This is a genomic window from Flavobacteriales bacterium, assembly GCA_016704485.1.
GTDB lineage: Bacteria > Bacteroidota > Bacteroidia > Flavobacteriales_F > PHOS-HE28 > PHOS-HE28.
The window spans coordinates 42,732-55,581 of sequence record JADJAA010000003.1 but is presented as its reverse complement, the minus strand read 5'-3'; the positions used below and the strand labels follow the sequence as shown (position 1 = coordinate 55,581).

At 50.7% G+C, this 12,850-nt stretch carries 13 protein-coding genes; 3 read left to right on the top strand and 10 right to left on the bottom strand.

Annotated features, from left to right (window positions below; translation table 11 throughout):
- Nucleotides 1–54: 54 nt before the first annotated feature.
- The 6 genes from IPF95_17250 to fahA all read right to left on the bottom strand — a co-directional run bounded on the left by IPF95_17250 (nt 55) and on the right by fahA (nt 7,341).
- Nucleotides 55–1,452, bottom strand: coding sequence for an rRNA cytosine-C5-methyltransferase (locus tag IPF95_17250; GenBank protein MBK6476429.1), 1,398 nt, complete (start codon nt 1,450–1,452; stop codon nt 55–57).
- Nucleotides 1,453–1,460: 8 nt separating this feature from the next.
- The gene (locus tag IPF95_17245; protein MBK6476428.1) at nt 1,461–2,738 is read right to left on the bottom strand and encodes an adenylosuccinate synthase; all 1,278 of its coding nucleotides are present in this window, start codon (nt 2,736–2,738) and stop codon (nt 1,461–1,463) included.
- 6 nt (nt 2,739–2,744) lie between these two features.
- Entirely contained in the window at nt 2,745–3,110 is a 366-nt protein-coding gene (locus IPF95_17240) for an STAS domain-containing protein (protein MBK6476427.1), read from the bottom strand.
- Complete coding sequence (locus IPF95_17235; GenBank protein ID MBK6476426.1) at nt 3,107–3,568, bottom strand: transcriptional repressor; 462 nt, start codon at nt 3,566–3,568, stop codon at nt 3,107–3,109. Before IPF95_17235 ends, IPF95_17240 begins: the two co-directional genes overlap by 4 nt.
- Before the next feature lie 153 nt (nt 3,569–3,721).
- Complete coding sequence (locus tag IPF95_17230) at nt 3,722–5,977, bottom strand: bifunctional (p)ppGpp synthetase/guanosine-3',5'-bis(diphosphate) 3'-pyrophosphohydrolase (protein ID MBK6476425.1); 2,256 nt, start codon at nt 5,975–5,977, stop codon at nt 3,722–3,724.
- An 89-nt stretch (nt 5,978–6,066) separates the two neighbouring features.
- Nucleotides 6,067–7,341 carry a fumarylacetoacetase gene (fahA, locus tag IPF95_17225; GenBank protein ID MBK6476424.1) on the bottom strand — a complete coding sequence of 425 codons (1,275 nt, stop codon included), beginning with the start codon at nt 7,339–7,341 and terminating at the stop codon, nt 6,067–6,069.
- A 97-nt stretch (nt 7,342–7,438) separates the two neighbouring features.
- Here fahA and IPF95_17220 point away from each other — a divergent pair, with 97 nt between their 5' ends.
- The 3 genes from IPF95_17220 (at nt 7,439) to IPF95_17210 (ending at nt 9,484) form a co-directional block, all read left to right on the top strand.
- Nucleotides 7,439–7,915 (top strand): hypothetical protein, encoded by a 477-nt coding sequence (locus IPF95_17220; GenBank protein MBK6476423.1) that lies wholly within the window; start codon nt 7,439–7,441, stop codon nt 7,913–7,915.
- Nucleotides 7,912–8,721 (top strand): hypothetical protein, encoded by an 810-nt coding sequence (locus IPF95_17215; protein ID MBK6476422.1) that lies wholly within the window; start codon nt 7,912–7,914, stop codon nt 8,719–8,721. Before IPF95_17220 ends, IPF95_17215 begins: the two co-directional genes overlap by 4 nt.
- Before the next feature lie 73 nt (nt 8,722–8,794).
- Nucleotides 8,795–9,484 carry a hypothetical protein gene (locus IPF95_17210; GenBank protein MBK6476421.1) on the top strand — a complete coding sequence of 230 codons (690 nt, stop codon included), beginning with the start codon at nt 8,795–8,797 and terminating at the stop codon, nt 9,482–9,484.
- 97 nt (nt 9,485–9,581) lie between these two features.
- On the opposite strand, the gene IPF95_17205 is transcribed toward IPF95_17210, so the two are convergent.
- The 4 genes from IPF95_17205 to IPF95_17190 all read right to left on the bottom strand — a co-directional run bounded on the left by IPF95_17205 (nt 9,582) and on the right by IPF95_17190 (nt 12,585).
- The gene (locus IPF95_17205) at nt 9,582–11,303 is read right to left on the bottom strand and encodes an ABC transporter ATP-binding protein (protein ID MBK6476420.1); all 1,722 of its coding nucleotides are present in this window, start codon (nt 11,301–11,303) and stop codon (nt 9,582–9,584) included.
- Nucleotides 11,304–11,526: 223 nt separating this feature from the next.
- Nucleotides 11,527–11,781 carry a Smr/MutS family protein gene (locus IPF95_17200; protein ID MBK6476419.1) on the bottom strand — a complete coding sequence of 85 codons (255 nt, stop codon included), beginning with the start codon at nt 11,779–11,781 and terminating at the stop codon, nt 11,527–11,529.
- A 1-nt stretch (nt 11,782) separates the two neighbouring features.
- Nucleotides 11,783–12,427: a DUF523 domain-containing protein gene (locus IPF95_17195; GenBank protein ID MBK6476418.1), complete on the bottom strand. Its 645-nt coding sequence runs from the start codon at nt 12,425–12,427 to the stop codon at nt 11,783–11,785.
- A 5-nt stretch (nt 12,428–12,432) separates the two neighbouring features.
- Nucleotides 12,433–12,585: a hypothetical protein gene (locus IPF95_17190; GenBank protein ID MBK6476417.1), complete on the bottom strand. Its 153-nt coding sequence runs from the start codon at nt 12,583–12,585 to the stop codon at nt 12,433–12,435.
- Nucleotides 12,586–12,850: the final 265 nt, after the last annotated feature.

The following is a 12,850-nucleotide window of genomic DNA, read 5'->3' as shown; positions in this document are numbered from 1 at the left end:
TTTGATCGCTCCGCTATGCTATACACTTGAACTAGGTTCATGGTTCGATCACGGCTACGAGGCCCAAGATACGGGAGGGGCCTTTGGTTGTTGTGTACGTATGCGCCAAGTTGTTGGCCAACGATTGTTCCATCTATTCCCAGCACCCTGGACCCAGCCCATTCGGAGGCCTTGAAATGAAACAAGACCAACGTCGCTTGCGCCCTGAGCGGATAGCGCTTCACCACGTAGATAGCGTATGGCCGCATCGCGCTCCAGGTCCATGGCTTGAAATGCCTTAGGGGACAATAGAACACTCAGTGCCAAAGCTGGATGTGGTTGCCAAGCATTTCCTTTAAGCTGGGCCACCGGAATGCCCGGCAAGAGTTTTCTCACGGCCGTCTGAAGATCAATGGTGACATTCCGCCACTTCGCATCAATGCCATAGAGAATATTTTCTTGCTCCGTGAAGCATTGCTCTGTAGGGTCGATCAACCAATTGCGTACTTCTTCGTGATCATTTTGCCTACTTCCCTCTTCCCGCAATACCAGTTCTCCTGGTTTTCGGACCATGCTCAGGAAGAACCCTTCGCCATTCGTACAGTGCGGATAGAACCGGTAGCCGATCGTTCCAAATAAGGAACTACGCTCGATCCCCCAACCTTGGTCCAGTGGAATATCCATGCATTCGGCGCCTTTATCGATCAGCGTTCGGATCTGTGCTTCGTTCTCTTGCGGCTCCCAAGTACAGGTGCTGTAGATCAGCGAGCCACCAGGTGCCAATGATCGCCAAGCTTGTGCGAGTATGCTTTGTTGGACTACGGTGCAGCGGTCCACCAATCCAGGATTCCACTGGGAACGTGCAAATCTGTCCTTTCGGAACATGCCTTCACCGGAACAGGGCGCATCCACGAGGATCAGTTCGAAGGCATTCGGGGTTCTGACCAGGTCCCGTGGATCGCTTCCGCTGATTACTACGTTCTTGGCTCCCCATTTCCAAATATTCTCCTTCAAAGCTGATCTGCGATGATCGTCAGTTTCGTTAGCGACCAGCAATGAACCGGGTGACAATAAACTTCGCAGGTGTGTGGTTTTTCCACCTGGAGCAGCGCAAAGGTCCAATGCCAATACATCGATATCCAGCAAACCCGATGCCCGCACGGCCTGTTCCAAAAACATGGATGAAGCTTCTTGAACGTAATACGCGCCGGTATGAAACAATGGGTCGAAGGTGAATGCGGGACGTGTGTCCAAATACCGACCAGTGTTGCACCACGGAATGGATCCAGCTTCAAGAGCAAAGGGTTTCATTGCGTTGAGCCGAATGCTGGTTGGTGGATCCTGTCCCATGGCCTTTTCAAAGGCAGGAAACTCATCACCGATCAATTCAAATAGCGTAGTGCGTAGATCCAAAGGGACCAGAGGCCCCGGATCCGTCGGGTTCTTCCGCGATGAACTTTTTCGCGAACCCATATGGTTGGTCAATGTGCGATCATCGAGTTACGCATGATCGTTTCTGCGCGGTCGGGACCCAAGGAAACCAGATTGACAGGAACACCAACGGTTTCTTCAATTATACTAATGTATCGTTCAAGTTCGGCCGGGATCGGATCGGATGCGGTGCTTTTGGGCCAGCCGCCAACTTCTTCATAAACGGGTTCCACACCTGAAGTGAGGTCGTAGGGCAAACGTCGCGTGATCGCTCCATTCACTTTGTAACCAGTGCAAACAAGTACCTTATCCATTCCGCAGAGAACATCGGATTTCATCATCGCGAGTTCCGTAACGCCATTGATCATTACAGCATAATTCAAAGCGGGTAGATCCAACCATCCACAACGGCGAGGACGACCAGTAGTGCTGCCGAATTCAAAGCCCGCTTTTCTGATGTGTTCACCCGTGGCATCTTCGAGTTCCGTTGGGAAAGGCCCACTGCCAACGCGCGTACAATAGGCTTTGAAGATCCCTACGATCTTCCCAATTCGATTCGGAGCAACGCCAAGTCCTATGCTAGCGCCAGCACTGATCGTATTGCTACTGGTTACGAACGGATAGGTACCAAAATCAATGTCCAACAGAGTTCCTTGTGCACCTTCCGCAAGGACGCGTTTGCCATTTCGCATGGCTTCATCAATATAGTGCTCGCTATCAACGAAGGTCATACTGCGCAGGGTCTCTATGGAATCCATCCATTCCGCTTCCGCAGCTGGATCAAGTTCCGTTCCTTGACCGTACATGCCGAGCAACCGTTCATGTTTTCGGACAAGCAAGGTGTAGCGTTCTTTGAAGTCCTTGCGCTCCAGATCTCCAACGCGGAGGCCATTGCGTCCGGTCTTATCCATGTATGTCGGCCCGATCCCCTTGAGCGTGCTGCCGATCTTGCCGGAACCTTTTTCAGCTTCACTCGCTGCATCCAATGCGCGATGCGTTGGGAGGATCAGATGCGCACGGCGCGAGATCAACAAAGACTTGCGCACATCAACGCCGATCGCCTCAAGCGCCTTTACTTCTTTCAAGAATATCACGGGATCGATCACAACACCGTTGCCTACCAGGTTCATCGTCCCCTTACGGAAAACACCGCTGGGAATGGTGTGTAATACATGTTTGCGACCCTCGAAGATCAGTGTGTGACCAGCATTGGGTCCACCTTGAAAGCGAGCGATCACATCATAATCCGGTGCGATCACATCAACCACTTTACCTTTTCCTTCGTCGCCCCATTGAGCTCCGAGCAGTACGTCCATTCGTGTGATCATCCAACTTCAAGAGGTCATCTTAGCAACGGCTTCATCCACTGTGTTCGTTATCGTGAACACGGAATCCAACTTGGTTACCAGGAACAGTTGCCTCACACTTGTGGAAACTCCTGCTATTACGGTATCACCGCCAGCATTCCTGGAGCGCGTAAGCACGTTGATCAAAATGTTCAGGCCGGTGCTGTTCATATAGGCCAGATCGGTCATGTCGAGGATCACGGAGTGTTTTCCTTTTTCAAGCTCTTCATCCAGTGCGCCCATCAAACGGTCGGCCTGTTGTTGGTCCATTAATCGACCCTTAAGGTGGAATACTGAACAGCCTTGCTCTTCTGCAACGGCAATATCGAAAGTGGTGCGGTCTGTTACGGTCATAGGTTTTGTCGTTTGGCTTGGCAATCGCCACAAACTCCGTGGATCTGCAATGCGTGGTATTGAACGTTGAATTGCATCACTTCACTTATGGTGTTGCGGATCTGTTGAATGCGAGGGTCGCAGAATTCCTGAACCTTTCCGCAAGCTGAACAGATAACATGATCATGTTGGCTGAAAGCATGTGCCTTTTCGAATTGGGCTTGGTTTCCTGTGAAACGATGCTTGCGCACCAATTCGCAATCCATTAGAAGGTCCATGGTATTATAAAGCGTCGCTCGGCTTACGCGGTATTTCTTCATCTTCATGCGACCATACAATCGCTCAATGTCGAAATGACCTTCATGTGCATAGATCTCAGTGAGAATAGCGAAGCGTTCGGGGGTCTTACGGTGCCCCCGTTGTTCCAAATAGTCGCTGAATATGCGTCGGACGTTCTCGGTCTGTTCGGGAACTACCATGCGTCAAATGTACATTTTCGAAGGCGATCCCGTAAGGTGTAATTATCCACAACGCCGTATTTTCCGGTCAATCATGTAAACCGCATATTCCACATGCGTGAAACCGGGTATGGCGCTTCGCAAAAGCCTTTGTAAGCACGGGATATTGCATTTCTATTGATCAACTCGTTCTACGGAACGTACGCCACGAACGCGTTTCAACTTATCCATCAAGGAGTTCAGATGGTCCGTGTCGTGCACGAATGCCATGACCTTTCCTTCGAAAATACCATCATGGCTTTCGAAACTGATGGCACGCATATTCACATTGTGTTCATGGCTGATAATGGTCGTTATCTTGTTTACCAGGCCCACATCATCTATCCCACTGAATTTGATGCCGGCCAAGAACTCGACCGTATCCTTTCCTTTCCAACGAGCCTTAACGATACGATAGGCAAAATTGCTCATTAACTGGACTGCGTTCGGGCAATTAACGCGATGTATCTTGATCCCTTCATCCAACGTGATGAAACCAAAAACGTCATCACCGGCTATCGGGTTGCAGCAGGACGACAATTTGTAATCTATCTTTTGTAGATCATCACCAATGAGCAACGAGCCATGTTGTTCACCTCGTATTTCCGCAACGACTTCTTCAAGTGACCGTTCGTCATCCGGGCGCTTACGTTTAGGCAGGATCAGCTTTCCGGTTCTCACCGAGACATCAACAATTGTTTCCAGTACGTGCTTACCACGTGCAACCTGATAATACAGGTCCATTGCGGAATTGCTTCGGTAGTACTCCACAAGTGCGGCAAGGTTCGGAGCATTCACCTTCGCACCCCACGCTCGCAATTGCACTTGCACGGCTTCCCTTCCAACAACGGCGAGCTTCTTTTTCTGATCGCGGAGTGATTGTTTGATCCGCTGTCTAGCTTTCGCAGTAACCACGTAATTAAGCCAATCTTCTTTCGGTAGCTGCTTCTTACTTGTTATGATCTCTATTTGATCCCCGCTGCGTAATGGTTGACTCAGCGGTACCAATTTGTGGTTGACCTTGGCACCGATGCATTGGCGACCGACCTGTGTGTGAATGTCATAGGCAAAATCAAGAGCGGTAGCCTTGGAAGGTAGGTTGCGCATCTCCCCATTCGGCGTGAAGACCACGATCTCATCGCTGAACAGATCAAGTTTGAAATCATTCACGAAATCCAATGCATCCGATGTTGGGTCATCAAGTACATCACGGATCCTGTTCAACCAAGCATCGAGTGCTGACGCATGTTCTTCTTCATCCTTGTAGCGGTAATGCGCGGCCAATCCCATTTCGGCGATCTCGTCCATCCGTTCACTACGGATCTGTACCTCAACCCATTTTCCACCAGGGCTCATAACCGTGGTGTGCAGGCTTTCATAACCGTTCGCCTTCGGTATGCTCACCCAGTCCCGTAAACGATCGGGATTCGGCTGATAATAGTCAGTAACAATGGAATAGACCTTCCAACAATCGGCTTTTTCAAGTTCCGGTTTTGTTTGAATGATAATACGGATGGCGAATACATCATAGACTTCTTCGAATGTGACATGCTTCTTCAACATCTTATTGTAGATGCTGAAAACGCTCTTAGGCCGGCCTTTGATGACGAACGGGAATTCTTCCTCTTGCAAAGCTTGTCTGATCGGGACAATGAATCGGCTGATGAATCGTTTACGGACAGCTTCGCCCTTTTTAAGTTTGCCACTGATCTCCTCGTAGATCTCCGGCTCCGTATATTTCAGCGAAAGGTCCTCCAATTCACTTTTAGTGTTGTACAGACCAAGTCGATGGGCCAAGGGAGCATACAGGTAGCTGGTCTCACTGGCGATCTTCAATTGCTTGTCGCGGGCCATTGACCCCAACGTACGCATGTTATGCAAGCGGTCGGCGAGTTTGATCAGGATCACGCGGACATCCTGTGCAAGTGTGAGTAGGACCTTTCGGAAGTTCTCAGCTTGTGCGGATCCGGTCTGGAACTGCATGCCGCTGATCTTGGTAAGACCGTCAATAATATTCGCAACGGTGGGTCCGAAGAGATCCTTTACATCATCCAACGTGATGTCGGTATCCTCAACGGTATCATGCAACAATGCCGCTGCAACGCTAGTAGCTCCCAGACCGATCTCTTCTGCACAGATCCTCGCTACGGCGATCGGGTGGTAGATATACGGTTCCCCGGTCTTGCGCCGCTGGGTCTTATGGGCCTCAACAGCAATGTTGAATGCCTTACGGATCAAGCGCGTCTCTTCCGCAGTGCGTTGTCCACGAATACTTCGTAACAAGGCTTTGTATCTGCGCAGTATCTCCTCGTTCTCTGCTACGAGGTCGATCACCGGCTTGGTGCCACTAGTAATAACTTGAGGCACTGTGTTACCGCCTGCCTTATCCATTGAGCAATACTAGGTGATCGATCATCCTAACAAAGATATGGAGAGTCAGTACGGTCTTCGAGAGTTGGGTAATATTAATTGGCCGTCTGTCAATTTGCAGGAAGTACCTTGGTTTCAACGGAACCAAAACCGATCCGCACACCATTTTTTTCGCAGTGACCGCGTTGTATCACGGTATCACCATCCTGGATGAACTTGCGTTCACTGCCATCGGCGAGCGTTAGGGGCTTGGTACCCCGCCAAGAGAGTTCCAGCATACTTCCGTAGCTATCCGGCGTAGGGCCACTGATCGTGCCGCTTGCCAAAAGGTCGCCACAACGGATGTTGCAGCCGTTCACCGTATGGTGAGCCAACTGTTGAGCCATGTTCCAGTACATGTATTTGAAGTTGCTCTTGCATACGGTAGAAGGTTTGCCGCCTTTTGGTTGAATGGCCATTTCCAAAGCGATATCAAATGACCGTTGGCCCTTGAACTGGAGGTAAGGCAATGGCGCAGGATCCTGTGCAGGACCTTCCACGCGGAAGGGTTCCAATGCATCCAATGTTACTATCCAAGCACTCATGCTACTAGCGAAATTCTTAGAGAGGAAAGGCCCGAGCGGAACATATTCCCACGCTTGAATATCCCGAGCGCTCCAGTCGTTGAACAGGACCAATCCGAAAATGTGGTCTTCAGCATCTTCAATGCCGATCCGTTCACCCAAAGGCTGTCCATCGAACGTAATGAAGCCCATTTCAAGTTCAAAATCGAGCAATTTGGAAGCACCGAAAACAGGCGGTGCATTGGGGTCCGGGCGTGTTTGGCCCATTGGTCTGCGGATGGGAGTTCCACTGGGGATTATGCTGCTGGAACGGCCATGATAGGCAACCGGAATATGTAGCCAGTTGGGTAAAAGCGCGTTGGCCGGATCGCGGAACATAGTGCCGGTGTTGGTTGCATGTTCCTTACTACTGAAGAAATCCGTGTAATCACCGATCTCCACGGGCAGGTACATGGTCACTTGATCCACTGGCAATACGGCTGCTTCTCGCAGGTCGCTATCATCCCGAAGTTTAGAGTTGTCTTCACGGAAAAGCTCGCTCAATCGCTGGCGCAAGTTGCGCATCGTTGGTTTTCCGAGCCGTAAAAGAGCATTGAGTGAAGGTGTATCGAACGCACCGACCGAAAGTCCAAGATCATTCAGCAGGCCTGCTTCGAATAGAATGCTGAGGTCAACAACATGATCACCGAGCCGTGTCATGGGGGCACGCCGATCACTATTAAAGCTGCCAATTCCAAAGGGGATGTTCTGAATAGGAAAGTCGCTGTTGGCAGGTACAGATATCCAAGAGCTTAGGTTTGGGTCGTTCGCGGGGATGCTCATATTGACTATCCGATCGGTTTTGTGCAATGGTCTGATCGTGGTCGCAAAGGTCGCATCTTGAAAACACTTTCCACCATCGCGCCGTATTCTTGTTCCGATGTCGTTTAGGAACCGCTGGGTTGTGATCATTGTTGTAGGGCTACATACGTTGCTGTTGTTAGCGTATACGTTGCCCGTGCAATTCGTTCCGGGCGTATTCCGGTCATTGTCCATCGCTTATGTACGGCCCTTGCTTCACCAGTCATGGCAACTTTTTGCGCCAGATCCCCCGCACTGTTCGTGTTCAATTCAAGTGATCTTGAACGAAAGCGACATCCGCCCGATCGACCAAGGCAGAGGGTATTTGCAGCACCGTATGGCGCAGACCATCGCACGATCCATTCAGTCGGAATTAGCGCAACGCGACAGCTTACCGAGACCGGAAATGGTCCGTGCCATGAAGCGGATGGTCGGTGATATTGAACGAGAGATCGGTGATCTGGAGTTCCAACTTCGAGAAGAATGCATTGATGATCCCACAATACCAACGGAGCGTACAGTGCGTATCACGAAACTTAAGACCACCGGTCAATGAACGTGCAGTGGACATCGGTACGGTTCTATGAAAAGGCGATCCATTTATGGGTGCTCGGGTTTTTATTGTCCGCGCTTTACAGTGCAGAATGGTTGTGGTTATATCCTATCTCACCGCCACTTCCAGTGCCCGGAAAGTTGGGCTGGGTAACCCATTTTCTCAGTGCGAAAGGTTCTGAGGGTTCGGTGTATTTGGCAGTTGTTCTGTTGGTTATCCTTAGCCTGTACAATCTGTTCCGTCCTTTTAGGTGGTGGAGCGCATTAGTGGTTTGGCTATGCTACACCAACCTAATGGACCGGGCATGGATGGCCGGAAGTGGCGGCCAACAACTGGTTGCCAACGTGCTTTTCTGGAATATATTTCTGTCATTGGGTCGTGAAAACGCGTTACATGAACTCGCAAGTACTTCGGCTTTCTGGATGATCCGGATCCAATTGATCCTTGCCTATTTCGTAACAGGTATTTACAAGCTTACCGGTACCAGCTGGTTGGATGGAACAGCGGTGGGGATCGCAGTTTCGGATAGTGCATTTGGCCCGGCTTGGTTAGCCGATTTTTCGATGATCACCGTGCTGCTCACGTGGTCTGTTCTTGCGTTACAATTTCTCTTGCCTATAGCGGTCTGGTTCTGTAGGACACGTGTTCCGATATTGATCATCGGCGCGATCTTTCATATCGCTACTGCTCTTTTCATGGGCATCCCGGAAATGGCATTCGCGTTCATTGCCGTGTATGCGATCTGGTTGAGCAACGATGAAAGTGAGCGTGTAAAAGGCGCAATGACCTTGCGGCGAATAGCTTTTTGATCTTTCGTGAGTGATATCTATTCGCCACCTTGCACCGCCATTGGCACAAGCTAGGGCGACCCTCTTCATGAAAATGCGGATCAATAAATTGCTGGATACGGCTCAGGTTCCCAACAACGGAGGCGAGTTGCGATTCCATCAACGCGGTGAAGAATTCGCGATCGAAGTGGTGGGGATCCAAGGTGACCTTATGAGTACTGCGCTGCATGATTCTGAAGATGCACTTGCAGAATTGTCTCTGAACAAGGTAAAGAATTCGAAAGAAGCGACCGTGTTGATCGGTGGGCTGGGAATGGGATTCACGCTCGCTGCCGCGCTGAAATACACCGGCCCTAATGCCAAAATTGTGGTCGCCGAGCTTGTTCCTGAAGTGGTAAAGTGGAATGAAGGACCATTGGGCGAACGCGCCGGAAACCCAATGAACGATCCGCGCTCCGAAGTGAAGGTGGTGGATGTATTGGAGCTGATCCGAGCATCCAACGGAACGTACGATGTGATCATGCTTGACACGGATAATGGACCGGTAGGTTTGACGCAGAAAAGCAACAACCGATTGTATTCACACCGCGGATTACGATCAGCCTATGCAGCCTTGAAACCCAATGGGATCCTCGCTGTTTGGAGTACCGATCCAGATGCCCCGTTCACGAAACGCCTCGGTATGGCAGGCTTTCGGGTTGAAGAAATTAAGGTCCATGCAAAAGGCAACAAGGGCACGAAGCATAACCTCTGGTTCGCCAAACGGGGAAGTGAAGGGGTTTAACACAGTGAATGGTGATGGGCGATAGGTGAATAGGATGGATCCAATTCAACATTGACCTCGTCTGGTATCTCATTCACCATTCGCTATTCACCTTGAATTAGATCCTCGACTGGTACGTATACAGGTCGTAATACCGTCCTTCCTTAGCGATCAGATCATCATGTGTTCCACGTTCAGCGATAAGGCCTTGTTCGATCACTAGAATTTCTGTTGCCTTGCGGATGGTGCTTAAGCGGTGAGCGATCACGAAGGTTGTTCGGTCCTTTACCAATTCGTTCAAGCTTTTCTGGATCAAGCTTTCGCTCTCTGTGTCCAAGTTGCTTGTTGCTTCATCGAGGATCAAGATCTTCGGGTCTGCCAGCATAGCGCGTGCAATGGCTACACGTTGGCGTTGGCCTCCGCTGAGCTTCACACCGCGTTCACCGATCACGGTATCAAGTCCGAGTTCCATACGATCCGTGAATTCGCTTACGTAGGCTGCTTTCACGGCCTTGTCAAGTTGTTCTTGGGTTGCAAGCGGTCGCGGAAAAAGAATGTTCTCGCGTATCGTTCCTTCGAAGAGGAAATCGTCCTGCAGGACAACGCCGAGGTATTGTCGGTAGCTCGCGAGGCTCACCTTGCTCAGGTCCTGCCCATCGATCGTTACCATTCCTTTTGCGGGTTTCAAGAAGCTCGCTGCCAAACTTGCGATGGTTGTTTTACCACTTCCGGAACTACCCACGAGAGCTATAACACTACCTGCGCTAGCCTTGAACGAAATGCCGTGTAGTACCTCTTTTCCTTCATCATAGGCGAAGTGTACATCCTCGAAAACGATATCGCCCTTCATCGAGGACAGTTTGATCGGACGCTCTTCAGCCAGATCTTCGGCTGCCATGTTCATGATCTCTTCCGTACGATCCAGCCCAGCAAATGCCTCCGTAAGTTGACTGCCGATATTGCTCATCTGCACGATCGGGGCGATCATGAATCCGAGGTACAAGGTGAACGCCAAGAATTCACCGATGGTCAACTTACCTTCAATGATCTGCCAACCGCCAATGCCCATGATCCCGGCACTGGCAAGTCCCAATAGGAATGCACTGCTGCTGGTGATCAGCGCGGTGGCCGTCAAGCTTTGCTTTACATTCTGGAACAAACGATCCACGCCGTTCTCAAAGATCCTGTTCTCTTGCTCTTCTGCATTGAATCCTTTGATCACACGAACGCCGTTCAACGTTTCGGTAAGTCTTCCGGTCACTTCAGCGTTGATCACTCCACGTGTTTTGAAGATCGGACGGATCTTGGCGAAAGCCTTCATCGCCACGAATGCAAAGATCCCCACTGGCAATAAGGTGTAAACGGTCATCAGTGGGCTGATCCGCAAGAGCAGCACCATGGAGATCAATGCTGTAATGGTACCTCCCACCAGCTGCACCAATCCGGTACCCACGAGGTTGCGAACCCCCTCAACATCGGTCATTATCCGGCTGACCAATGCACCACTTTTCGTGCTGTCGAAAAAGCTGATCGGCAGTGAGAGGATCTTGCGTTGCACATCAGTGCGCAGCTGACTGATCATGTGTTGTGCTTCTACGCTCAGCAACTTGGTCAATAGGAATGAAGTAACGCTCTGCACTGCGATCGCCAGGACCACTGCGCCCAACAACCAGTAGAGCATCTGCATGTCCTTGTTCACGATCACATCATCGATCAAATACTTCGAAGCACCGGGCAGTACCAAGCTCGCCAAGCGGCTGATCAGGATCAGCACCAACCCAACGCCAACATGCTTACGGCGCGGCCAGATGAACTGCCAGAACGCCTGTTTCCATGACATGCTTGTGTTTTTCTTGGATGTATCGACTGGCATTATTCAGGTGGAAAAGGAATTTGCGGGGAGTTGATCCGACGTTCAATAATGGCATTGACGATCGCGAGCATCATCGGTTTACAATTCGCACGCCACAAGTGACTTCCGGACGGACTGTCAGTACGCCATATGCCATTGTCCGATCAGTCACCCCGAAGAGCGTGGAACGATCATCCGGGGCTGATCACGTTCAATGTTTGAAACGGACGAACAACCGCCCGAAATTGTCACTGTCCTTATCGATCCGATGGTACAACTTCTTCACGTGTGACAGTTGGAGGTAGCGGATCACCTTCTTCTTCAATTGCCCGCTGCCTTTTCCGGGGATGATCTCCAGGATAGGGATGCGGCGTTCCACACAGTGTTCCATGGCTTCATCCAATGCCCGGTCGATCTGCTGGCCTTTATTGAAGATGTCGTGGAGGTCGAGTTTGTGTTTGGACATGCTACACTTCTTTGCTCCTGAAATAGCTCTGGTACCATTCCTTCTCCCAATGGTCCATCGCTTGTTCAGCACTGCTCGTTCCATTCAGAAGATCGAACAGGAGTTGTAATGAGTGTTCATCGCGTTGAGAGATCACGGGTATCCCTGCGCGGATCAGCGCTGCCGCAGCAACGCCAGGGCCTTGTTGATAGACCTTGTTATTGGAGAACCTAGATCCTTGATAGGTCACTGTGCTGCCACAAGCGCCGCTCATATCCATTAGGATAGCCAGCTCCACTTTTTCGCGCAACGCCAGGTCGCTCATCTCACAGGCTGCCTTCACCATTCCGTCCGTCCAATCTGTTCCGTCTTCAGCCAAGGATCGCGCTTTGCCATCAAGCACATCGAAGCCATTGCCGCCATGACTGTCCGGTGTCATTCGAGGTGTTCCAAAGGAAAAGTCCTCAGGGCAGAACTTTACAAGACGCACCTCAGGACGCACCAGCCATGAGCGCAGTGATCCATGGTCGCCGTTGGTGCTGCCATCCACGCCGCAGTGTATCCCTCCGAGGCAAGCGCTCATCAACACGACCAAGGGGGCCTCAACTGTCGGTGGTCGTCGGTCCTTGAAGAAGGATATGGTTGGTAGATGTGCTGGGCGCTCCATGATCGCTAAGATATGGGCTCACAGATAATGACCAAGTGCAACTCACCGATAGCTGCGATCTGCTTTGTATGGACCTCCGCATTCTTCGCAAACTTTTTCCAGTGTGTCACACCTGACAGCACTTCATCGATGATCACCACGGCTTTCTTGATGTTCATCTCCTTCGCCACCACCAATAGGTCGCTGCGGGTGATGTCGCATATTGATCATCTGGTTGCTAGGACTAGAGGTTCCTCAGGTCTTACGCGAAGTTTATATCATAGGCCGTGGCCAAGTGCTGATAATGTTGCGGATGCATCAGGAGCGAAGTGTTGTGCGTTGAAAGGTCTAGACCTTTGCGATCAGTTCGTATACTTGTGTCGTAGGCATGTTGAGCGAAGCCTTCATGGGGCGTTTCGGTAAAGGCGATCAAGGACCCGAACA

Bases quoted from the DNA above. Each gene is read 5' to 3' on its own strand.
- IPF95_17250 (MBK6476429.1), bottom strand. From the start codon at position 1,452: ATGGGTTCGCGAAAAAGTTCATCGCGGAAGAACCCGACGGATCCGGGG.
- IPF95_17245 (MBK6476428.1), bottom strand. From the start codon at position 2,738: ATGATCACACGAATGGACGTACTGCTCGGAGCTCAATGGGGCGACGAA.
- IPF95_17240 (MBK6476427.1), bottom strand. From the start codon at position 3,110: ATGACCGTAACAGACCGCACCACTTTCGATATTGCCGTTGCAGAAGAG.
- IPF95_17235 (MBK6476426.1), bottom strand. From the start codon at position 3,568: ATGGTAGTTCCCGAACAGACCGAGAACGTCCGACGCATATTCAGCGAC.
- IPF95_17230 (MBK6476425.1), bottom strand. From the start codon at position 5,977: ATGGATAAGGCAGGCGGTAACACAGTGCCTCAAGTTATTACTAGTGGC.
- fahA (MBK6476424.1), bottom strand. From the start codon at position 7,341: ATGAGCATCCCCGCGAACGACCCAAACCTAAGCTCTTGGATATCTGTA.
- IPF95_17220 (MBK6476423.1), top strand. From the start codon at position 7,439: ATGTCGTTTAGGAACCGCTGGGTTGTGATCATTGTTGTAGGGCTACAT.
- IPF95_17215 (MBK6476422.1), top strand. From the start codon at position 7,912: ATGAACGTGCAGTGGACATCGGTACGGTTCTATGAAAAGGCGATCCAT.
- IPF95_17210 (MBK6476421.1), top strand. From the start codon at position 8,795: ATGCGGATCAATAAATTGCTGGATACGGCTCAGGTTCCCAACAACGGA.
- IPF95_17205 (MBK6476420.1), bottom strand. From the start codon at position 11,303: ATGTCATGGAAACAGGCGTTCTGGCAGTTCATCTGGCCGCGCCGTAAG.
- IPF95_17200 (MBK6476419.1), bottom strand. From the start codon at position 11,781: ATGTCCAAACACAAACTCGACCTCCACGACATCTTCAATAAAGGCCAG.
- IPF95_17195 (MBK6476418.1), bottom strand. From the start codon at position 12,427: ATGGAGCGCCCAGCACATCTACCAACCATATCCTTCTTCAAGGACCGA.
- IPF95_17190 (MBK6476417.1), bottom strand. From the start codon at position 12,585: ATGAACATCAAGAAAGCCGTGGTGATCATCGATGAAGTGCTGTCAGGT.